We start from the raw sequence: 23178 nt of genomic DNA, 5'->3' as shown, positions 1-23178 counted from the left end.
TCTCGTGATTCTTCACGATGATTTGAAGCAACGGATATTGGATTCAATTACGCCGAGATTACTTTTCATGCCGATTCCTGCCCACATCATGCGTAGATATCGAGCACGCCAGGGTCGCCGCCGGCTTCAGCGATGCGACGGTGACGTTTCTTTGCCTCTTCGACAACGAACTGTTTGTACATCTCGGCAATCTGAGTATCGAGCCCGGCATCTTGGGCGATGCGGCGCAGACGCTCGATCTGCTGCTCCTCACGCCGCAGGTCCGCAGGGGCAAAACCAGCCTGGGCCTTGAGCACGCCGACCTGCGATGTTGCCTTGAAACGTTCGGCGAGCAAATGCACCACGGCGGCATCGATGTTGTCGATGGTGGCACGCAACGCCTCAATCTTGCGCACAGCTTCGTGCGTCTGAGGGGTGTCCGCCGCCTCGATGGTAGTGGCTTGCTGGTCGGTGCCAGCATGCGAAGAAAGAGCATCGCTGGGAGAAGAAGTATTGCCTTGGCCCTGGGGCCACTCACCTGTGCCGTTGCTTGTTTCACTCATGCTTCCAGCTTACCCGCGTCCTCCCCCGTCTGCTGAATATAGGCACATCCCCCTCTACTGCACCTGCGACGCCGAGCATTTTCTGGACACACGCGGAAAGCCCGATTGCCGCATAGGGGTCATCATCGAAGATAGCGACCTGGGGAATTCCCAATTCGTCAGATGCCGAATCAAACAACACTGCTCTCCTTTTCCGCTACACGCAACCGTTGGGGAAGCGTATGGGCGATGAGGATGACGAGACGACTGCCCGACAATGATTTCAGCCAGTCAACGAGCAATTCGCTCGCCTCAACGTCAAGCCCATCAAACGGTTCATCAAGCAGCAACACAGGTCTGTCGCTCTGTAGCGTGCACACAAGCCATGTCTTTCGAAGAGTGCCGGTGGATAGTTCCGATGGGATTTTTTGCATATGAGGGGCAAGACCGAATTCGCGCGCTCTCCCCAGTGCCTTGGAAAGGTCAGTCCCGAAACGAGACGCACACAGCAACAGGTTGTCCCTCACCGTCATATACGGCACGAGTTGAGGCTGCGTACGCACCAAGGTGATCTCTCTCAACAGCCGGGCAGCAGTCAACGTTTCGCCATTGAGCAACATCTCACCGCTGCGAACCGGCAAAAACCCACTGAGCACCTCAAACAGCGTTGATTTGCCGGTGCCATTCGGCGCATCCAGACGATACAATCCCGGTCCTGCGAAATGCAGGGAGATATCGTTGAGCACGCTCTTACGGCCGCGGTAGCCAGCGCTGATCCGTCGAACCTCAAGGTCTATGTCTGCGGCATCGTGCGCACCCGCGCTCAGGCTGTTCTCGTCACAGGACGGTGCAATCGCCAATTGTTGAATCGTCATACGGCACATGCCAATCTCCTTTTCCATGTCAGTGCACACCCAATGAGTAGCGTCATCACTACGCAGCACGCCATCATCGGAAATTTCATGCACAGCGCGACCGACCCCACGCTCAACACGAAGCCGAGCACCGCCACCAGCAACATCGTGCTCATCCTGCCCTGTTCCCGCACTGCAAAGAAAGCATCTGCCAGCAGGCAACACACCGCGGGGAGCATCATAACGCACAATGCCAGCCACCAAGGTATGCGCACAAGCATCAACACTGCATAAATTGTGCACAGCCTGGGAACAGCGCACAGCAGCATTACAGCACACGCCTTGAGCGCAATCACTTCTGCCCGTTCTCCCATTTCAACAGCAAAGCGATACCGTGATCGAGCTTCGCCAAGAAGCGCGCCTTCACATAACGAGGGAAGCATCGTGGCTTCACATAGTGCGCATGCTAATGCGGCACCGAGTTGGCCATCTGCTGGAAGCATCACAGGATGACAGACGGCAATCGTCGCGACAAACGCCGCTGCAAGCGCATACAATTGATTCGCTGCCCTGCTCAGCACCCAACGCACCATGCCAATGCCTGCTACGGGGAAGAGCAGCCGCGAAGATAAAACAGGGCGCATGGAGGCGCCGGCTTCCGAAGCATCGTTCACTCCGGATCGGAATCCATCCGTGTGGGAATCGCGTGTTGCAAACCGCTCTTCAACCGGTCCCCGTGCAAAATCCTGCCGCGCTATCGGCACACGGCGCAACGCTGAACACACCACGCACACACACCACAGCACACCTCCCACCGCTGCGATACCGCACAGCACACACACGGTAGGATATGCCAACAAGCGTTGAAATTCGCCAAGAAACGGCAAGCCCATGAGAGTATCCCAGATTACGACACCGATTGTCGCCATGTTCGTCGAATGATTCACCACGGCTTGGACCACAGGGACAACACCAAGGGACAGCAGACCCCCACAGCACCCCACAATCGCCATCGCACCATATCGAAGAGCCAATTGCAAACCGGGATAGCATCGCAGTGTGGAAGTGCCTTGAAGCCAACCACTCTCCACTCGCATCATGAACGCATACACACTCGCCCCGATTGCCACGAGCAGCAGTACGCCTGAGATATCACTCACCGACATGCGTGCATGGAATGTGCCCACACACACCGCCAATGGAGTCCACCACCATGCAATGCCAATGAACAGAGGCATGAGCACGGTCGTTGTGAATGCTTCACGTGCTGAAATCGCAAGCATCCGCCAATGGGCGAACGCCGTATCGGTGTGCCATTGCGTCCCCACCATCTTCACTACGGCAGCGGCAACATCTCCGACTGCAAACACCACACCAATCGTTACCAAACCACTGACGGATGCCGCCGCAGCCCCGCTTCGTGCAGAGGACGCGGACTGTTGCGGATCCAGCTGAGCCATGACGACCCTGATCACCATCACGTAAACAGTCCACGCTACAAAACCCAGGAATCCCATGATCTTGGCAACGGCAAGCGGCGGAAGTGACAGTCCCAAAGTATCAAGCCGTTCACTCACATATAGAAATATCGCGGTCTTCCCCGCACTCCACGGTGCCTGCGTATGGGCGTCGCTTCGTGGCTGAACATCACATACTTCAACTGCATCGCGCGGCATCAGAAGAAATCCCGATGTTTTTTCTCACTGGAATCCAGCGCCGCCGGCAGCGAAATAAGCAAACCTGCAGCGGTCAGAGCAATCGCAACGATTTCCAAGACCTTCGCCAGGGTCACGGGAATGAAGCTCCACACCGCAACGGCGCAGACGGAGCACCATGCAGAGCAGATAAATGCAGCCACAGGATGCTTGCGAACCACAAACGCCGCGACAATATTCAGCAGTGCGCACAGACAGATGACACCGATTGACGCCACTCGCTGGGCCGGAACGGTCGAGTCAGTGAAAATCGCAGGACCATAACCGTTTATTGCGCATACCACGAGTGCGGCGATACTGCACAATATCGCCGCCGCCCACGCGAATACCGCCCATGTCAACGCACCGCGCACCTCTGATTCAGAACGTTCCCCGTCTGGGCTCGCGCTATCCGCGGGAGTGGAAGATGTGACAGTCTCCTTTTCCACTATGCTCTTCCTTTCTCTATTCTCTATTGGAGCAGGCGAATCCGCCTGTTCTCGCTGTTTTATTCACAGTGCACCACGACTCCCTCATGCGCAGTACAGTGGGGCCGCCATCATTGCATCACTTTCACAAGCGGGCACGGATTGACTCAGTCAGGCTGAAATGCCCAAAGCGGAGCCAGCGCTTTTCACGACATCCGTGAACATCACAGCGACAACAATGATTCCCGCCACAAGTGGCAACGCCCGTTGCCACCACGTGAGAGGATTGAGAAGATCCTGTGGCTTAATAACCAAGAAATTGATCAGGCAACAGACAGCGAAACCGACTGCAAGCAGCACCAAGGCAGCAAGGCCACTCACTTGGAGCACCACCATCGCAGACATCCACACGCATGCAACCGAGACGATCACCAGCGTCGCCCAAGGCAACCACGGTTGAGGCGCCACACGAGGCAAGTATTCCTCCACGGCTCGGCGTTCGGCGCGGCGAGTCAAGGCAATCAATGCAACGGCAAGGATGATGAACGGAACCGCGCTGGAGGCAATTCCCAAGTAATACCCAAAACGCAAGGAGGATTCAAAGGAGGCCGCATCCATGCCATCGTTGGAAATCCCTGCTTCGTGAGCAGAATCCAACAATTGTTGAAATGACTGCCGACGAATCAAACGCGCGGCAAAGCCTAGAGCTGCCATTGCAACGCCAATGGGAAGAGCCCACCGCTCACACAGATACCGCTTGCGAACCCCGCAATCAGAATCATTCCCAGGATTACCAGCTGCCAGCTGGTTTTTCTCAGCATCTCTAAAATAGCTCAATCGAAATCACCTCCAATATTGACGCCGTCAACAACATTGTTATCGACATAAGAAACAGCCTGATGGAATCGTGAATCCCAGTCTCGAAAACAAAGCGATGTTTCGTAGTGTAGCAACTCGTGAGCCGCGCCATCACCATTGGTAAACGCCGCGTTTACAAAATGTGGGGAATTCGCTCGCCACGCCGACGACGCGCGCTCGCTTGAGCGGGGCGGGGAGCTGTCAACCCTCCATGCGATACTCACAAATGTCCAACACCCGGGCGCTCCGTAAGGAGCTGAGATCAGGATGGTTTCCTGAGCACCGGCCGAACCTGTCACGTTAATGCGTGCGAAGGAAGTGAGTGGCTTCTTATGCCTATTCAGCAGTTCCCCTCAGCAAACGACTCCACAAACGACTCTGTCGACACCCCGCAGTCACACGCTGCGCATGAGTGTACATGCGGCGCGCAGGATGCCGCAGCCAATGGCATCGACCCTGTTGACGCGAAGCGTTTCGCCAAGCAGCACAAGGTGGACGACGCCGCACGTGGCAGCGCTCGCCGCGACGCCGTGCAAAAGCGCATCACCCGCCCCGTGCATTTCGACAATCAATTCGGCTCCTATGACCTGGACATTCCATTCACCGAAATCAAGCTGGAAGACACTCCGAGCTTCACGCTGGCGAACGGACTGACCGTGCCGCCGAAGTCGAACGCACCGGTCTATGACTACAACACCGAAGGTCCTCAGGTTGACCCCAAGGATGGCCTAGAACCACTGCGCATCGATTGGATCGCCGACCGCGGTGATGTTGAAGAATACGAAGGCCGCCGCCGCGACCTTGCCGATGACGGCAAGCGCGCCCAGCAGCGTGGCGAAGCCTCCAAGGAATGGCGCGGAGCCAAGCGTACGCCACTGCGCGCCAAGACCGATGCAAACGGCAAGACCGAGCATCCGGTGACTCAGATGTGGTACGCCCGCCAGGGCATCGTGACCCCGGAGATGCGCTATGTGGCTGCGCGCGAAAACTGCGACCCCGAGCTCGTGCGCTCCGAGGTGGCGGCAGGCCGCGCCGTGATTCCCGGCAACATCAACCATCCCGAGATGGAGCCGATGATCATTGGCGAGAAGTTCCTCGTCAAGATCAACGCCAACATGGGCAATTCGGCCGTCTCCAGCTCCATCGACGAAGAAGTCGCCAAGCTGCGCTGGGCAACCAAGTGGGGCGCTGACACCGTGATGGACCTTTCCACCGGCAACGATATCCACACCACCCGCGAGTGGATCCTGCGCAACTCCCCCGTGCCGATCGGCACCGTGCCGATGTATCAGGCACTTGAAAAGGTGGAGGACGACCCGACGAAGCTCAGCTGGGAACTGTTCCGTGACACCGTGATCGAACAGTGCGAGCAGGGCGTGGATTACATGACAATCCACGCAGGCGTGCTGCTGCGATACGTCCCGCTCACCGCGAACCGCGTGACCGGCATTGTCTCCCGCGGTGGTTCCATCATGGCGCAATGGTGCCTGACGCATCATCAGGAAAGCTTCCTGTACACGCATTTCGATGAACTGTGCGACATCTTCGCCAAGTACGACGTGTGCTTCTCACTGGGCGACGGCCTGCGCCCCGGCTCCCTTGCGGACGCCAACGACCAAGCGCAGTTCGCCGAACTGCTCACGCTCGCCGAGCTCACGCAGCGCGCACGGGATCACAACGTGCAGGTCATGATCGAAGGCCCCGGCCACGTGCCGTTCGACACAGTGCGCATGAACATCGAAATCGAAAAGGCTCTGTGCAAGGGCGCCCCGTTCTACACGCTCGGACCGCTCACCACCGACATCGCGCCTGGCTACGACCACATCACCTCAGCCATCGGCGCCACGGAGATCGCACGCTACGGCACCGCCATGCTGTGCTATGTCACGCCCAAGGAGCATCTGGGCTTGCCGAACAAGGATGATGTGAAGTCCGGCGTGATCACCTACAAGATCGCCGCCCATGCAGCCGACGTGGCGAAGCACCATCCCGGCGCACGCCAGCGTGACGATGAGATGAGCCGCGCGCGCTTCGAGTTCCGCTGGGACGACCAGTTCAACCTGTCGCTCGACCCTGACACCGCGCTCGCCTACCATGACGAGACATTGCCCGCGGGCGCGGCGAAGTTCGCGCACTTCTGCTCGATGTGCGGGCCGAAGTTCTGCTCCATGGCGATTTCGCAAAACATTCGCAACCAGTTCGGCGGCGCTGACGCACAGCGCGATCTGGTCAACGCGATTGTGAACAGCGCCACCACTGGCACGGGCACGCTCGGCAATGCCAGCGCTGATGCAACGATGCAAGGCGCCGCAGCGTTGAGCGGACAGTTCCGCAAGACCGTGCGGCTCAACTGATTCGCCGCATGGATTAAAAACTTGGCCGGTTTGCTCTGCCCAGCAAACCGGCCATCATTTTATGCATTCATCATTTATGAACGTGTGAGCTCTAGGGCCGCCACGCCTCATGTCGCGTTGTGCGCAAGACTTACGCGGCGTTGGGATTTTGCCCCGTGGCGAGCGCAGCAAGGAAGTCGCGGTTCGTCGCGGTTTTCTTCATGCGCGGCACAATCGCGTTGTATGCCTGCTCGGGCTCCATACCGCCAAGTGCACGGCGCAGACGGTAGATGATCATGAGTTCCTTCGGATCGGTGATCAGCTCTTCGCGGCGCGTGCCGGAAGCGTTGATGTCGATGGCGGGGAACATGCGCTTCTCGGCCAGATCGCGGGAAAGGCGCAGTTCCATGTTGCCGGTGCCCTTGAATTCCTCGAAGATCACCTCGTCCATCTTGGAGCCGGTTTCGACAAGCGCCGAAGCGATGATGGTGAGGGAACCGCCGTTCTCGATGTTGCGGGCGGCGCCAAAGAACTTCTTGGGCGGATACAGTGCCTGCGCATCCACACCGCCGGAAAGGATTCGGCCGGACGCCGGGGCGGCGATGTTGTAAGCACGTGCGAGACGCGTCATGGAATCCAGCAGGACCACGACGTCTTGGCCCAGCTCAACGAGACGCTTGGCGCGTTCGATGGCGAGCTCAGCCACGATCGTGTGATCGCTTGCGGGGCGGTCGAAGGTGGACGAGATGATCTCACCCTGCACCGTGCGCTGCATGTCGGTGACTTCCTCAGGGCGTTCGTCCACGAGCACGACCATCAGGTGCACTTCGGGATTGTTCGTCGTGATGGCATTGGCGATCTGCTGCAGCGTGATCGTCTTGCCAGCCTTCGGCGGGGACACGATCAGACCGCGCTGTCCCTTGCCGATGGGCGCGCACAGGTCGATGAGACGGCCGACCAGACGGTTGGGAGTGGTTTCCATCTTGAGACGTTCCTGCGGATACAGCGGCGTGAGCTTGCTGAACTGCGGGCGTTGCGCCGCTTCTTCCACGCTCATGCCGTTGATGGTCTCGAGACCCTGCAGCGGCACGAACTTCTGGTGTGCGTTGCGCCCGTTGCCGCCGCGCCCGGATTCGCCGCCATTCGCCTTCGTGTAGCCGCGCACGGCATCGCCCTTGCGCAGACCGTACTTGCGCACCTGGCTCATCGACACATACACATCGTTGGGGCCAGGCAGGTAGCCGGATGTGCGGATGAACGCATAGGAATCCAGCACATCCACAATGCCCGCGACCGGCGTGTAGCTTTCCACACGCTCCTCACGCACGCGAGCATTGCCGCGCTCATTGCGGTCGTTACGGTCGTTGCGCACGTTGCGACGGTCATTGGAACGCTCAGCAAAACGGTCATTGCGGTCATTGCGCTGGTTTCGCATGTCACGGCGATTCACACGGTCATTGCGGTCTGCGTAATCGTTGCGCTGACCACCCGTTGCGCGACCTGCGTGCTGCGAGTTCGGCGGCAACGGAGTGTTGGCTGCGTCATGCGCACGATTGGGCAGATTGGCAAGGATGTTGTCGAGTTCGGCGGCAACGCTAGCATTGCGTCCGTTGTCGCGCGATTCCGCCCCGCGGTGACGGCGACGCGGAAGGTCAAGATTGAGATCGAGCTGACCGGTGTGTGCAGACTCTTCCGCCGCGTTCTCCTTGCGAGGGGATTGCGAAGGAGCCTGGTTGCGCTTGCTGCGCACGTCATCAAAATCGAAATGAATTGGCTGACCGGCGCTGCGCGTCACGCGACGTCCCGCACCGGTATCTGCAACCCGCACCAACGGGGTCGGTTCCTCGACGGAAACACGCTCGGACGAAGCAGCGGAAGCCTCGGCAGGCTGCGGCAGGGACTGCTCGATTCTGTTGACCAAGTCGGATTTGCGCAGTCCGGTGAAGCCCTTGAGGCCCATGTTCTTGGCCTTCTCACGGAGCTCCGCGACTGTCAATGATGAAAGATTCTGGCTATCTGCCACTTTGTGTGTACCTTTCACTGCTCCCGGTCATGCGAATGCCTTCACTGCGCTGCCGGGATATCCATAAGATACGAGGTTGAATTCCTTTTCTTCCTCAACCGAAGTTCGACAAAATCCAATGCAATGCAGCAAACAGCCATGCGGAAACCTAATGAGGGATGAAGCATGAACTCTTGCGGAATCGCTATGCGAACTGCGGAACTGTGAGAAAGAATACCCACAACCTGCGACCAAATCAAAAACGCCTCTGACTCGGGCGTGGCGCATTGCGGCTGCAACCGCCGCCTCACAATACAAAGGAGCTCGGGACACATGGTTCCGAGCTCCTTGATTTTTAATCGCGCTTTTACCGAAAACAGCCATCATGCACGGTCATGCACTGCTGTGCACTGCCATGCACACGAATGGTTGCGGTTCCGCACGGGTGGATTCTAGCGGCGGTGTGCGCGGTAGAACTTGATGAGGCCCTGAGTGGACTGATCCTGCGCAGCGAGGGCGTCATCATCCTGCGAAATGGCCGGCGTGATCTGCTTGGCAAGCACCTTGCCCAGCTCGACGCCCCACTGATCGTAGGAATCCAGGCCCCACACGGTGCCTTCGACGAGCGTGATGTGCTCGTACAGGGCGATGAGCTCGCCGAGTGCGTACGGCGTCAGGTCGTCGCCAAGGATGGAGGTGGTCGGGCGGTTGCCGGTGAACACGCGGGCGGGGATCACGTCCTCGCGAGTCTCACCGTCGGCGCGCACTTCGTCAGCGGTCTTGCCGAATGCCAGGGCCTTCGTCTGGGCGAGGAAGTTGCCGAGGAACAGCTCGTGCACATCCTGGTCGCCATCCTGCGTCGGGTTCTTCGTGTTGACGAACGCGATGAAGTCAGCCGGGATGAGGCGGGTGCCCTGGTGGATGAGCTGGTAGAAGGCGTGCTGGCCGTTGGTGCCGGGCTCGCCCCAGAAGATCTCACCGGTCTCGGTGGTGACGGGCGTGCCGTCCCAACGCACGGACTTGCCGTTGGATTCCATGGTGAGCTGCTGCAGGTATGCCGGGAAGCGGTGCAGGTACTGGTTGTAAGGCAGCACAGCGTGGGAGTGAGCCTTGAAGAAGTTCACATACCACACGTTGAGCAGACCCATGAGGGCAACGACGTTCTTCTCGAACGGCGTGGTGGCGAAGTATTCGTCGATGGTGTGGAAGCCGCGCAGGAAGTCCTCGAAGCGTTCCGGTCCGAGCACGACGGCCAGGGAGGTGCCGACGGCGGAATCGACGGAATAACGGCCGCCGACCCAGTTCCAGAAGCCGAATGCATTGGTCGGATCGATGCCGAAAGCCTCGACCTTGTCAAGGGCGGTGGAGACGGCAACGAAGTGCTTCTTCACAGCATCCTTCTTGGAAGCGTCGGAGCCGTCGATGGCGCCCTGAGCTTCGAGCTTGCCCAGCAGCCAGGTGCGAGCGCAGCGGGCGTTCGTGAGGGTCTCGAGCGTCGTGAAGGTCTTGGAGACGATGATGAACAGCGTGGTCTCCGGATCGAGGTCCTTCGTCTTCTCGGCGAGGTCGGTCGGGTCGATGTTGGAGACGTAACGAGCGGAAATGCCTGCGTCAGCGTAAGCCTTGAGGGCTTCGTAAGCCATGTTGGGGCCCAGATCGGAGCCGCCGATGCCGATGTTGACAACGGTCTTGATGGTCTTGCCGGTCACGCCCTTCCATTCGCCGGAGCGAACCTTGTTGGCGAAGGCGTAGATGCGGTCGAGGGTCTCGTGCACGTCCTTGACGGTGTCCTGACCGTCGACGATGTACTTGCCCTCATCCTCGACCGGGCGGCGCAATGCGGTGTGGAGCACAGCGCGGTCCTCGGTGTTGTTGATGTGCACGCCGGTGTACTGCTGCTTGATGCGCTCATCAAGCTTGACGTCCTTGGCGAGGTTTGCGAAAAGCTGGAGGGTTTCCGGCTTGATGAGGTTCTTCGACAGATCGAAGTAGAGGTCGCCTGCCTGGAAGCTCAGCTTCTCGGTGCGCTGGGGGTCCTCAGCGAACCACTTGCGCAGGTTGATGCCTTCTGCCTGCAGCTCGTCGTAATGCTTCTGCAGGGCAGCCCACGCCGGGGTCTGCGTTGCATCAACAGGAGGATTGATGGCCATGATGCTGGTCCTTTCCTTTGTATTTACCGCCATGTAATTGACGGCTATTCTTCTGACCTTGCGGCCTATGAAGTTCCTCTCAATAATCTACTCACACAGCGGACAGGCGAAAAGGGGAAGACGGCATGCGGATACCCGCCTTCCCCTTCTCAATAACGCCCTTATCAGCCATGTCGATCCATGTCACAGGATGTCGTCACGCCCGTTTTGGTCGAGCTTCTTGACCATGTCCTTGACTTCCTGGCTGCGAGCGCGCGGGGCAACGAGCAGGGCGTCGGGAGTGTCCACGACGACCATGTCGTTCACGCCCAGCAGTGCAATCGTGCGGTTCCCGTCGGCAACCACCACGTCCCCTGCGCTGTCAAGCTGCACGAGGCTATCGTTGTCGCCCAGCAGTTTGATGTTCTGCGCATTGCGACTGGGAAGCAGCGCCGCCAGCGAATTGAAATCGCCAATATCGTCCCAGCCGAACCCGCCGGGCACCATCGCGACTCCCCCTTCGGCGGCAAGGGGTTCGGCGATGGAATAGTCGAAGGCGATCTTTTCGATTCCCGCCCATTCGCATGCCATGACCTCATCGCGACGCGGGGTGTCCCATGCGTCCGCGATGCGGGCAATCTGCCCCGCCATCACCGGCTTGTATTCCTTGAGGCGTTCCAGCAGCGTGCCGGCGCGCATCACAAACATGCCTGCGTTCCACCGGTATTCGCCAGTGAGCAAATATGCCTGAGCCGTTGCAGCATCAGGTTTTTCGACGAATTTACGCACCGTGTAGGCGTCGGGGGCATCCGCAATCGCGCCACCTAACGGTTCGCCCTGCTGGATGTAGCCAAAGGCGGTGGAGGGACGCGATGCCGCGATGCCGATCGTGCACACGTAGCCTGCGCGCGCGGCGGCTACGGCCTGACGCACGGATTGTGCAAACGCACGCTGGTCGCGAATCACATGGTCCGCGGCGAACGAACCCACGACGATGTCATCGCCATGCCGACGGGCAAGGATCGCGGTGGCGAGCGCAATGGCGGCGGTGGAATCGCGTCCCACCGGTTCGGCGAAGATATCGGATTCCTTGAGCGCGGGAATCTGCTCACGCACAGCCTCCACATGGCGCTCCCCCGTGCTCACGAGCACATGGCCGTCGCCTGCCAGCGCCACGAGGCGCAGGTAGGTTGATTGAATCAACGTGCTGCCCGTTCCCAAGAAGTCATACAGGAACTTCGGCCGATCCTTGCGGCTGATCGGCCACAGACGCGATCCGACACCGCCCGCGGGAATGATCGCGTAGAAATTGTCAATGATTTCGCCACTCATACGGTTATCTTCTCACATATCCGTGGCGATTCCATAGCGATGGCGAAGAAAGCGGCATATAGGAACCAAAGTTATTGCTTTAGACTTCTCGTTCAGGTGTTGAAGACGGGCATGTGCAGGTCGGTCCATTCGATTGAGGTGTCGGGTTCCGGGGCGTCTCCGTCGCGCTGCAACCCGGGCACATCCAGCGTTGGCGCCCGAGCCGGTCATGGCCGTTCTTCTTCATCCGCGCCCCGCACAATCCGCACTCCGGGGCCCTGTTCGATCGTGTCCTCATCACCCCATGAAGACACGGGAGCCGAGTCCGACACCCCGACACGCCTACGGCCACAACGCCTGCGGGGATTATAAGCAATAACTTTGGTTCCTATATACCAAGAAAGCATGGGGCAAGCAGCGCACATGAACGAGCGCATAGACAAAAGGCCTCGCAGCACGATGTCTGCAAGGCCGTGAACCGTGCGCGAGAAGGGACTTGAACCCTCACGTCGAAGACACAGGAACCTAAATCCTGCGCGTCTACCAGTTCCGCCACTCGCGCGATTTCGGCACGGCGCAGCGCACCATCATAGGTGGAAGCGCATCGATGGAGGCGCCGGCCGTGCCGAAAGAAAAATCCCGGTCATGCGGCCGGGATTTTGGGGAGCCACTTGGCAGAATCGAACTGCCGACCTGCTCATTACGAGTGAGCCGCTCTACCTACTGAGCTAAAGTGGCATGCTCAACGCTTTGTGAGCGTCATGCACAGTTAAAGAATCATAATGCATTTTCTCAGATTGTCCAATTGAGCCCGCTCACGGCGTGCCGCCCCGCATCGCGCCGATCGGACTCCCTTGCCGAGCGACCATTACGCCATTACGCACATGCGCAGCGGCGACCATCACACGCTTTCGACAGACGCGCAGCCTCCAGACGGATAGTCGCCTGATGCGCAGCCACCTGATGCACGGCACCGGACGACCGCCATCGTAGACTGAAGGCATGGAATCATTCGACATCGACCGCTTCCATCGCGATTTAGATGAATTGTTCGCCCAGCATCGCACCACCGAGGTGGAACAGTTCCTGCTGGAATCGTTGGCTCAGACCGATGAAGCGGACGATGCCCAGGCGCGCCTCGCCGTGCTCGCCGAACTCATCGGCTTCTACCGGTCACGCGGACGCCATCAAGAAAACCTTCCCCTTGTGCAGCAATCATTGGAATTGGCGCTGAGCCTGGGGCTGGAGGGCACACCGGAGTTCACGAACACTCTCATCAACGCCGCCACGGAGCTGCGCGCCGCGCATCAATACGAGCAGGCCGAGGATCTGTACCACCAGGCGCTGGAATCAGCGAAGTCCACGCTTGCGCCCGACAGCCACGAACTCGCTGCCCTGCACAACAACCTGGCATTGTTGTATCAAGAGACCAATCGTCATGACGCCGCCATCGACGAATTCACAACGGCGCTGCAAATCCTTGAAAACTCCGTGCGTGCCACGTCCCCCGACACCGTCGTCGACATCGCCTCCACGCATTCAAACCTGGCGTTGAGCCTTGCCGCGCAAGGCAAGCTGGACGAAGCCTATGACCATGCGTCCCACGCCGTGAGCTTGTTTGACAACGGTCTGGATTCCGCCCATGCAGCCGCCGCCCATGCCACTGTGGCGCATGTGCTCCTGCTGCGCGGCGACCCTGCCACCTCCGTGAGGGAATATGATGCGGCGCTGCGCATAATCCGCGAGCGCTATGGCGAAGACAGCGATTACTTCCGCGTGACGCGCGACAACAGGGAAACCGCGCAGCATGCGCTGGACGCTGCGCGGCAAGCAGCGGATGACCTCCACGCCCAGCAGGAATCCCAACAGCAGTCCGGGCAGCAGCTCGCAGATCAGCCCCAGGACCAGCAAAGTCAGCAGGCTCAAGGCCAGCAGAATCCACAACGCCCGCAAGACCAGCACAATCGCGACAATCACCAGCCAACCACGGCCATCCGCATTGTGGACAATGTGACGGGACTGTCGCTGGCGCGCGCGTATTGGGACGAATGTTGCAAGCCCATGATCGCCGCGAAATATGAGCGGGTGCGCGACCGCATCGCCGCCGGACTCGTCGGCCACGGCTCGGAATGCTATGGCTTCGACGATGAGTTGAGCCGCGACCATGATTTCGGCCCGGGCGTGTGCCTATGGCTGACCGATGAGGACTATGCACGATTCGGCGCGCAGTTGCAAGCCGACTACGATGCGTTGCCCCAGCAATTCCACGGCTTTGGCCCCCGTGTGGAATCCGACCATGCGGGCAAGCGCGTGGGAGTGTTCCGGATCGGCGAATTCTTTGAATCTATCACCGGGATGCCCGAGGCTCCCACAGACCCGCGCCTATGGGTCACCCTTGACGAACCGACGCTTGCCGCTGCCACGAATGGCCGCGTTTTCGCCGATCCCTTGGGAGCGTTCAGCCACGTGCGCCAAGGATTCCGTTCGATGCCCGACGAGGAAATCCTGCGACGCATCTCCCAACGCCTGGGCATGGCGGCGCAAGCCGGTCAATACAACCTGCCTCGTATGGCACGGCGCGGCGACCTACCGGCGATGCGGATGTGCGTAAGCGAATTTTGCACCGCGGTCACATCGCTTGCTTTTTTGCTCAACAATCCCCTGACCGTAGGCTACATGCCGTATTACAAATGGCAATTTGCAGCGCTGCGCAAACTTTCACGACGCCCTGGCATGAGGTTGCGGGGCGTGTGCGCGCCGCTGGAGGCACTGTGCGACCTGGATTCCCTGTGTGTCACGAATTCCACCGCCATCTTGAATCCCGCTACATCAGATTCCACCGTTGCCTTAGACAATGTGGTTGGCGCGGATGTGCTGAGTCCACGTGCCGAACAGCTGGTTGACTCCGTGTGTCGCCAGATCGTAGCCGTCTTGCAGGAACTGGGGCTCACTCGCAGCGATGAGACGTTCCTCGACTGGCATCGGCCATACGTGGATGAAAAGATGCGCGACTACACAAAAATGAAGGAAGGTGACTGATGCTCCGTCCCACTCATAAGGAAGACAAAGGATTCGTCAGCGACTTCGGCGGAATCGGTGACCTGTCGGAATCCACATCGCATGGATCCGACCCTGAGGCGCCATCGACAGACACCGTGTCACCGGCAGATACCACGGATTCCTCCCATGCCCCCGCGACTGCTCCGACCACCAACAGTGCCAACGTCAGCACCACGGACGACGCTGCCAAGCCCATCATCGACATCGACGGCACGCCTGTGTCCACCGCTCCCCTCGACCCGGACAAGCGCATCGGCATGCCGGGCGGCACACCCGTCGAAGAGGCGATTGTGCGCGAGGAATGGCAGCAATTCCAAGGCGTCAACAACGAAGGCGGTCGCGCAGCGTGCCAAGGAAACTGGCCCACGTTCCACCAGATGCGTCTGTCACAATTCCTCACATGGCCGCACGATGCAAAAATCAGCTATCTTGCCGACCTGCGGCAGGCCGCACAACAGGGACGCAACCTGCTCACCGAGAAATATGCGCGCATGATGCAATCCACCGACCCCGACTACTACCGCACGAATCTCGAACCGTATCTTCCGACGCTCAGCACTGCTCGCATCGAACAACAGGAGCGCATCATCGCCACGCAGGTCGCATGGGCGCAGGACTTCGCGAACCGCTATCCCCGGCTCGGAGCGGCCATGCGCACACTGCGCACCAGCGACGACACGAAGGATTTCACGAGTTTCGAAACATATCTGCGCGGCGAACTGAGCACGTACTCGCAGCGCACGCTCGACCTATATGACCTCATGGTGCGCGATTATGCACAGGCTGGCGAAAATATCACGGCCCTGACCGTGCGCAACACCGTGCTCCTCGGCGGTTTCGCGTCCCTCGACGAGTCGGAGGAAGCGCAGGCGTGAGGCATTGCGCCGCACGCCTGAAGTCCAGAATGCGGAATGGGCCGTGGACTCACATGCGAATTTGCAACTTTCGCAAACTCTCGTAATTGAGCGGTTTTCACGGTGTTTTTTCATAATTTTGGCAACGAATTTAACCAACACGCCTATCAATTCGAAGCGCGGCGGCTTACGATGTGTGAAGCGACGTACACGATTGGCAAACCGTCAAGGATGACTCATCGCATCGCCGTTCAGCGCGGAGCTGCGCCCGCGCCGTAAAAATCAAAATCGAAAGAAACAGCAAAAGAAACAAAGGAGAAGCATTGTTCACGAATGACTATGTGAAGCGCGTCTATGAACAGGCCGAACGCCGCGATGGCGACCAGCCCGAATTCCTCGAAGCCGTGCGTGAGGTTCTCGAAACCCTCCAGCCGGTTGTGGAAGCCCATCCCGAGTATGAGAAGAATGCTGTTCTCGAACGCTTCATCGAACCGGAGCGCGTGATCAAGTTCCGCGTCGCCTGGGTGGACGATTCCGGCAAGCCGCAAGTCAACCGCGGTTACCGCATCCAGTTCAACAGCGCCATCGGCCCCTACAAGGGCGGCCTGCGCTTCCACCCGTCCGTGACCGAATCCGTCATCAAGTTCCTCGGTTTCGAGCAAATCCTCAAGAACTCCCTGACCACGCTGCCCATCGGCGGCGGCAAGGGCGGCTCCGACTTCGACCCCAAGGGCAAGTCCGATGCCGAAGTCATGCGCTTCTGCCAGGCATTCATGACGGAATTGTGCCGCCACATCGGACCTGACACCGACGTGCCCGCCGGCGACATCGGCGTGGGCGGCCGCGAAGTGGGCTACCTGTTCGGCCAGTACAAGCGCATCCGCGACGAATACTCCGGCGTGCTCACCGGCAAGGGCCTGGAGTTCGGCGGCTCGCTCGCCCGCACCGAAGCCACCGGCTACGGCCTGTGCTACTACACGCAGGAAGCTCTGAAGACCCTGCGCAACGATAGCTTCGCCGGCAAGACCGTCATCATCTCCGGTTCCGGCAACGTGGCCATCTTCGCCACCGAGAAGGCGCAGCAGCTGGGCGCCAAGGTCGTCACCGCCTCCGATTCCAACGGTTACGTGTATGACCCCAACGGCATCAACCTCGACGTTGTCAAGGACATCAAGCTCGGTCACCGCGGCCGCATCAAGGAATACGCCGAGCGCGTGCCTGGCTCCGAATACCACGAGGGCTGCAAGGGCGTGTGGACCGTCAAGGGCGACATTGCCCTGCCGTGCGCCACGCAGAACGAGATCGACGAGGAATCCGCCAAGACGCTCGTCGCCAACGGCGTGACCGTGGTGTGCGAAGGCGCCAACATGCCGTCTACCCCGGAGGCAATTGCCGTCTACAAGGCCAACGGCGTGCTCTATGGCCCTGCCAAGGCTGCGAACGCCGGCGGCGTGGCGACGTCCGCTCTTGAAATGAGCCAGAATTCCGAGCGCCTGTCGTGGACCTTCGAAGAGGTCGACTCCAAGCTGCATGACATCATGGTGGGCATTGTGCACAATTCGCTCGACGCCGCCAAGAAGTACGGCCACGAAGGCGATCTGCAGCTGGGCGCCAACGCCGCCGGCTTCGAGAAGGTCGCCAACGCGATGGTGGCACAGGGCATCCTGTGACGCTGTAGTTGCCCGCTGCCACTGTGTTGAATGGCGGCAGCGGGCGCAAACACATAACGCAAAACGGTGCACGCACAGACCGTGCATCGCAAATGCATAAAACATGAGGGCCATGCATCCTCCAATGGGATGCATGGCCCTCATGCGTTGTTGAGCGTGCCGCCTTGGCTCAGCATGCCTTGCTCAGCATGCCTTGCCCGCGCGTGGTGCGCCGGTGAATGTGCCAGCGACACATCGCCGACACATTCACCCATTCACCGACACATTACCGACGACCGGACTTGCGCCATCCACTGCGCCATCCACTGCGCCGCGCCACGGCATATGCCGCGCCCGACAGCGTGAACAGAATCGCGCCGAGCACCAACACGCGACGTGGTGTCCATGTTCCTCCGGTCAGAGGAAGCGCCGTGACGGAATTCTGGTTCGTCACCGTGCCATATTCGATGGCAAATTTCGCCGTGTCACCGCCAACCGCTTGGCCGGGGATGGTGCCATCGATGGAATGACCGGAAGGCGCTTTCGTCTCGGTGAGGACGTAATAGCCCCACGGCAGGCCAGAGACCATGAAATACGACAGCGCGGTCACGCCCGGCTTATCTGTGGGCGCGGTCACGGACAGACTGCCCCCATTCTCTGCACACAGACTGCTGGATGTGCCGGTCGTGCAGGTCATGGAGTAGCTGCCTTGTGTGGCCGTTCCCGATGGCTTGGTGTACGTGATTGTGTAAACGCGCAGCGCAGCGGATGGGTTTGTGGAATCCGCCGTGTCCTTGTACTGGGTGAGCGTCCATTCAGCGCCTTCCAATGCCGCGCCGGTACCGTCGACCTTATTCCATGTGGCCGTTGCCGCCTTGCGGTTGTAAATCGGGTAGGTGCCGTCGGTCGTCGGATCGCCGACCTGCCCTTGCACCGCGGAATCCTTGGACAGCGGCGTGATGGTAGCGGGAGTCGCCGCACTCGTGGCTTTGACCGCATACCACGGTTTGCTGCCCAGCAGGTATCCGGACGGGGCATTGGTCTCTTTGAGCAGGTAATACGTGCCAAGAACCAGGGAATCATATTCGAAGGTGAACGCTGTCGTGTCTTCGTAAGATTTTACAGAGGTCTTGCACTTGTCGGCACTGACCTCGGACACATCGTTCACGTCGCTGTCACAACGGCGCAGGTCCCACTGTGAACCGGTGATGCTCGCATGCGTCGTTTCGTCCTGTTTGACCCACAGAACCTTGCCGTAATCCTTGTCATTCTCAATATGCAGGTTGGAATCGCCGCCCACAGTGCTCTTCACCGTGGAGTTGCCCGAAATCACCATGTTGTATGTAGCGGTGCTCAGTTTGTAATTGGCGGGTGCCTGAACCTCCTTGAGCGTATACGAACCAGCAGGCAGGCCCTGAACGATGATGACGCCGTCATTGGAACCGTTGGCGTCGGCCAGAGCGGTGCCGCTGCATACATTCGCCGCGAACGTGGTTTTGGCGGTGCCGCCGTCAGCAACACACCACACGGATGTTCCGTCGCTTCCCGTGATCTTCCACTGGGTGCCTGAGAGTTTCGTATTGGTGTCGGAGGCGTCCACCTTGGTCCATGTGACACTGGTCTGGCTATTGGTCACGCCTGTAGACGGAATGGTTGTCGTCGTCACTTTGCCTGCTGACAGCGTGAAGGTGTAGCAGGTACCGCTCGCCGCGTATCCGCTCGGCGGCGTCGTCTCGCACAGCGTGTAGGAGCCGTCCGGCAGGCCGTTGACCGTGAACTGGCCGCTGATAGCGTCGGTATCGTTCCAGTACGGCGGTGTGGTGACGACCTTCAGGGAGATCATACCCTTTTTCGACCCGCTGTCGGGTCCGGCTACCGTAGCGTATCCGGTGGCCGTGATGGTGGCGGTGCCGGTGGAGACCGCGGTTACACGGCCGGTCTGGTCCACCGTGGCGACGTCGGGGTTCGAGCTCTCCCATGAGGTGATTGTGACGGCTTTCTCGCCGTCGAGCTGGGGGGTGAGCGTCTGTGTGCGGCCGACGATCATCTCGTCGTTGCCCTCCACAATGACCTCGCCGTCGGTGTTGGGACGAACCGTAAGGTTGATCAGCGTCTGCTGGCCGCCTGCCGTCGCGGCGATCGTGGCAGTGCCGACCTTAAGCGCCGTGACCAGGCCCGTGCCATCGACGGTGGCGACGGTCGTATTGTCGGATGTCCATGTGACTTTCGCCGCACCGGTCGGCGTGATGGTGGCGTTCAGCTGGGATTTGGTTCCCGACTGCATCGTCATCGTTCCGTCTGCCGCCACATTGCTGCCGGTCACGCTCAGCGAGGTGACGGAGCAGGACGGGGCGGTGTGGTTGGTGCCGTTCGATTCCTGGTCGAACACATAGGTGTCGTAGCCGGCGGCCAGGTAGTAGTTCTTCGAGTTGTTGGAATCCCAATGCGCGTTGGTCTGCGTAGTGCCCGCCTGATACGGCGTGTCGGTGAAGGTCACGACGAGGGGCAGCGCGTCGGCGTCCGTCACCGTGGCCTTGACCCAGTTGGAGCACGCCGAGTCCATCTTGATGTCGCTGTTGTCGAATACCGCCGAGCCGTTCTTCACGAAGGCGTAGTGGAGGTAGTAGGCGTTCCACGACAGACGGCGCGGCGTGTAGTAGTAGATCGTGATGGGGTTCTTCCACGTCACGACGTTGGAGGAGGCCACCGTTATGTTAAAAGTGTCGGTGTAGCCCTGGTACTGCGCGGTGATCGTGACCTGGCAGCCGGAGGCGGATGTGCAATCGCCCGTTGTCACATTGCCACCGTTTACCGTTGCCACTGTTGCATCACTGGATGTCCATGTCGCCACGGACGGATTGGGCAATGCCACCCCGCCTTGACGCAGCATGAGCTTCTGCTGCTCGTGGGGCTGCATGACGGACGCACCACGAATGCTGATGGAGTCGCCTGACCCGGAAGACGTAGGGGAGCTTGATGACACCACACGCACCTGAATGGTGGCGGTTTTGTCTCCTGCATAGGCGATGACCTGCGCGCTGCCCACAGCATGCCCGGTGACGAGACCCGTGGAGTTAATCGAGGCGACGTCAGGGTCCGTGGAGGCATAGCGGATGGCTGACGTGACGCCGTCCGATGTCACCGTCACCTTGGTTTGATTGGTGTTGCCAGACATCAAGCCAAGAAAGGTTGTGCCCGTCGAAGTCGTGAATGTCAGACCCGTGACCGGGTCAGCAAGGTCATCGACCTCGTATTCGGCGTTCGTACCGGTATTCGTCAATGACCATTTCGACCCGGGAAGCAGCTTGGTGCCGTCGGATGCGACCTTCTTCCACGAGACGGAACTGGGAGCGTCACATATGTTATAGATATTGATGCCGCACTCAGGGTTTCCCTTTGAATCAGTGTCTCCCTGCACCATGTAGACGCCGTTGACGTATTTGTTACTGTCTGCCGCCCATTCGGACGTTGTTTTCACAGTGTAAACGTTGTCGTTGTTTTTATAGCCGTCCGGCGGCGACACCTCCCGCACGTAATAGGTGGCGTTGATGTTCAGGCCGTGCACTTCGAGGCGGCCGTTCGCCGATGCCCAATCATTGCTCGCATCGTCAGTAACATACAGGATGGCGTTCGTATCGTTGTTGGCATCATCTTCTGTAGCGAACACGCCCCATGACGAACCCCCTACGGGGACACCGCTCACATCGCTGCCGTACTTCCACCAGCCGATTGCAGAGCAGCTGCTGCTGCTCATGCCCCACGGAAGGTTGTGACGCTCCTGATCCATGTCGATGACCGACGCGGTGCTCGCGCCATTGGCGTTGCCCGTGGGGTTGTTCATCATGAAGTCGCCGCCCACCCATACGCGGCCATTCGTCGTCGCGTGGTCGTCGAAGGATCCGCTGGGAATGAGGATGGATCCGAGCATGGCGGCTGCCGGATCATCAAGCGATGCGTTGTTGTCGAGGCCGCCTGCAGCCTTCAACCCTTCATATGCTTTGCCGCCGCCAATCGTCACCGATCCTGCGTCGCCGAAATTCCACATGATGCTTTCGCCTGCGGTCGCATAGGCATTGCTGATTGACGAATCCACGGCATGCTTCCCAGAGGTCACATAACCATTGGAAATCTCGTCATTGTTCCACCAGAAGCGCCAACCCGTGTTGAAGCTCACGGTATCGGTGTTTTCCAGCGAGCTTCCATCGTCCTTGACAACATTGATGATGACACTCGCATTGGCCGGAATGTTGGAAAACGCAAAATCAAGTCCGCGGTATCCGTCGGAATTCAACTGGCTGACGGTGACGTTGAAGACCTGGTTGTTGGAGTGGCCGTCGCCGGCGAAAAACAGCACCTTCTCGTTGTTGATGCCCGAATAGGTCTGGGAGCCTACCGTGTAGTTCACGGTATCGTTGGTGAAGGTCATGCCATAGGATCGCGAACTGTCGTACTTGTAGCGCGTGTACGAGCCGGTGGGTGCCACACCGGTGGTGACGACGCCGGTGGAGGTCAGAGACGAAAGGTTCTCAGACAAGCTGGCGATGGTTTTCTGATAGTTCGCCGCACCTGTGATGCCGCTCTTGTCAAGCCCCGTGGTGCCGCTCCATGTGACGGCATTAGACGCGGTGTTCGTGTATGCCCTCACCGACGGCGTGGTGTCATCACCCCACACGGTGGATTTATTGCCCGCGATGTAGGCCTTGTAGCCGTATTCCGTGGAGGTGTTCGTCGCCTTGCTCTTGATGCCGACGCCGGCGTTCCATGCCTGCGCGTGGTCGGTGTCGCCACCGCCAAGGGTGGAAATAGCTCCCGGATTGCTGCCTACCTTTCCTCCCACGGCAAGGATGGTGGTGCCGGCAGCGGGAAGGTACTGTGCACCAAACGCCACCATGCCGAGGGTGAAGAAGGATTTGCCATCCGAGCCCGTCTTGATGGGTCGCGCCAGCAGGTCTCCCCTGACCACGGTCTGGCCTTCGGCTTCCACAGCGTACGAACCGTTGATGGCGTCGGCGCTCCACGTGGCTCCGCTCTTGGGGGAGCCAATGTACATGTTGCCGCCCACGTAGGTGGCTATGCCGGTGTCGTCGGCGGTGATGTCGGAGCTACCGTCGCCGTAATGCACGGTCGTGGAAGGATCGCACAAACCGGCGGCAGTGGAGTCAGCGGCAGTCGCAGTGCGGTGGGAATCCACAGCGCTGGTCAGCGGAAGAACCATGCAGGCGACAACGAGAAGGCATATGACGGACAACAGCCGGTGACTCGGTGCCTTCCCATGGCGAGTGGTGGCATACGGTCGCGCTTGGCCTGCTTCTGACTGGGGCTCTTCGTACATCCGCCCCTCGCCCTGTGCGGACAGATTGTCTCGTGACGTACCTGGCCACCGTATCCATCCCATGGATCGCTCCGTTTCATCGCCGGTGAGACGGCTGTCATCGCCATCTCACCGGTTGCACACCTTACATATGATTTGAACTATGCTCACACT

General features: G+C 59.5%; 13 protein-coding genes, 2 tRNA genes, 1 pseudogene and 1 riboswitch. Of the genes and pseudogenes, 4 read left to right on the top strand and 12 right to left on the bottom strand.

The window, feature by feature from the left end; translation table 11 throughout:
* Positions 1-86 precede the first annotated feature (86 nt).
* From CLV65_RS03455 to CLV65_RS03425, 5 genes are all read right to left on the bottom strand, one after another.
* A complete protein-coding gene (locus tag CLV65_RS03455) occupies positions 87-542 on the bottom strand; it encodes a chorismate mutase (protein ID WP_094691299.1) in 456 nt (151 codons plus the stop codon).
* 170 nt (positions 543-712) lie between these two features.
* Positions 713-1405, bottom strand: coding sequence for an ATP-binding cassette domain-containing protein (locus CLV65_RS03445; protein ID WP_157847209.1), 693 nt, complete (start codon positions 1403-1405; stop codon positions 713-715).
* The gene (locus tag CLV65_RS08705; RefSeq protein WP_144441880.1) at positions 1393-3051 is read right to left on the bottom strand and encodes a hypothetical protein; all 1659 of its coding nucleotides are present in this window, start codon (positions 3049-3051) and stop codon (positions 1393-1395) included. The genes CLV65_RS03445 and CLV65_RS08705 overlap by 13 nt, the downstream gene beginning before the upstream one ends.
* A complete protein-coding gene (locus CLV65_RS03430) occupies positions 3051-3518 on the bottom strand; it encodes a hypothetical protein (RefSeq protein WP_094691304.1) in 468 nt (155 codons plus the stop codon). Before CLV65_RS03430 ends, CLV65_RS08705 begins: the two co-directional genes overlap by 1 nt.
* A gap of 150 nt (positions 3519-3668) precedes the next feature.
* Positions 3669-4115 carry a hypothetical protein gene (locus CLV65_RS03425; protein ID WP_100346271.1) on the bottom strand — a complete coding sequence of 149 codons (447 nt, stop codon included), beginning with the start codon at positions 4113-4115 and terminating at the stop codon, positions 3669-3671.
* Between the two features lie 467 nt (positions 4116-4582).
* Positions 4583-4690, top strand: a riboswitch (TPP riboswitch).
* 57 nt (positions 4691-4747) lie between these two features.
* On the opposite strand from CLV65_RS03425, the pseudogene thiC reads away from it, so the two are divergent.
* Positions 4748-6709: pseudogene (gene thiC / locus CLV65_RS03420) on the top strand (phosphomethylpyrimidine synthase ThiC); the annotation flags it as partial.
* 130 nt (positions 6710-6839) lie between these two features.
* On the opposite strand, the gene rho reads toward thiC, so the two are convergent.
* The 6 genes from rho to CLV65_RS03390 form a co-directional block, all read right to left on the bottom strand.
* Positions 6840-8711: a transcription termination factor Rho gene (gene rho, locus CLV65_RS03415; RefSeq protein ID WP_094691306.1), complete on the bottom strand. Its 1872-nt coding sequence runs from the start codon at positions 8709-8711 to the stop codon at positions 6840-6842.
* A gap of 431 nt (positions 8712-9142) precedes the next feature.
* Complete coding sequence (pgi, locus tag CLV65_RS03405; protein WP_094691308.1) at positions 9143-10840, bottom strand: glucose-6-phosphate isomerase; 1698 nt, start codon at positions 10838-10840, stop codon at positions 9143-9145.
* Positions 10841-11023: 183 nt separating this feature from the next.
* Positions 11024-12151 (bottom strand): mannose-1-phosphate guanylyltransferase, encoded by a 1128-nt coding sequence (locus CLV65_RS03400; RefSeq protein ID WP_094691309.1) that lies wholly within the window; start codon positions 12149-12151, stop codon positions 11024-11026.
* 79 nt (positions 12152-12230) lie between these two features.
* Positions 12231-12428 carry an IS1/IS1595 family N-terminal zinc-binding domain-containing protein gene (locus tag CLV65_RS09185; RefSeq protein WP_420848396.1) on the bottom strand — a complete coding sequence of 66 codons (198 nt, stop codon included), beginning with the start codon at positions 12426-12428 and terminating at the stop codon, positions 12231-12233.
* Positions 12429-12611: 183 nt separating this feature from the next.
* A tRNA-Leu gene (locus CLV65_RS03395) sits at positions 12612-12692 on the bottom strand.
* 103 nt (positions 12693-12795) lie between these two features.
* Positions 12796-12868: transfer RNA gene (locus CLV65_RS03390), tRNA-Thr, on the bottom strand.
* A 264-nt stretch (positions 12869-13132) separates the two neighbouring features.
* Between CLV65_RS03390 and CLV65_RS03385 the strand changes: the two genes are divergently transcribed.
* The 3 genes from CLV65_RS03385 to gdhA all read left to right on the top strand — a co-directional run bounded on the left by CLV65_RS03385 (position 13133) and on the right by gdhA (position 17714).
* Positions 13133-15169 (top strand): DUF4037 domain-containing protein, encoded by a 2037-nt coding sequence (locus CLV65_RS03385; protein ID WP_094691310.1) that lies wholly within the window; start codon positions 13133-13135, stop codon positions 15167-15169.
* 278 nt (positions 15170-15447) lie between these two features.
* Complete coding sequence (locus CLV65_RS03380) at positions 15448-16065, top strand: DUF4125 family protein (protein ID WP_094691405.1); 618 nt, start codon at positions 15448-15450, stop codon at positions 16063-16065.
* Positions 16066-16367: 302 nt separating this feature from the next.
* Positions 16368-17714: an NADP-specific glutamate dehydrogenase gene (gene gdhA / locus CLV65_RS03375; protein ID WP_094691311.1), complete on the top strand. Its 1347-nt coding sequence runs from the start codon at positions 16368-16370 to the stop codon at positions 17712-17714.
* A 265-nt stretch (positions 17715-17979) separates the two neighbouring features.
* Here the strand turns inward: gdhA and CLV65_RS03370 are convergent, their stop codons facing one another.
* Positions 17980-22908: a SpaA isopeptide-forming pilin-related protein gene (locus tag CLV65_RS03370; RefSeq protein ID WP_158216099.1), complete on the bottom strand. Its 4929-nt coding sequence runs from the start codon at positions 22906-22908 to the stop codon at positions 17980-17982.
* Positions 22909-23178 lie beyond the last annotated feature (270 nt).

It is taken from the genome of Pseudoscardovia suis, assembly GCF_002797875.1.
Classification (GTDB): Bacteria; Actinomycetota; Actinomycetes; order Actinomycetales; family Bifidobacteriaceae; genus Pseudoscardovia; species Pseudoscardovia suis.
This window is presented reverse-complemented; position numbering and strand designations above follow the sequence as displayed.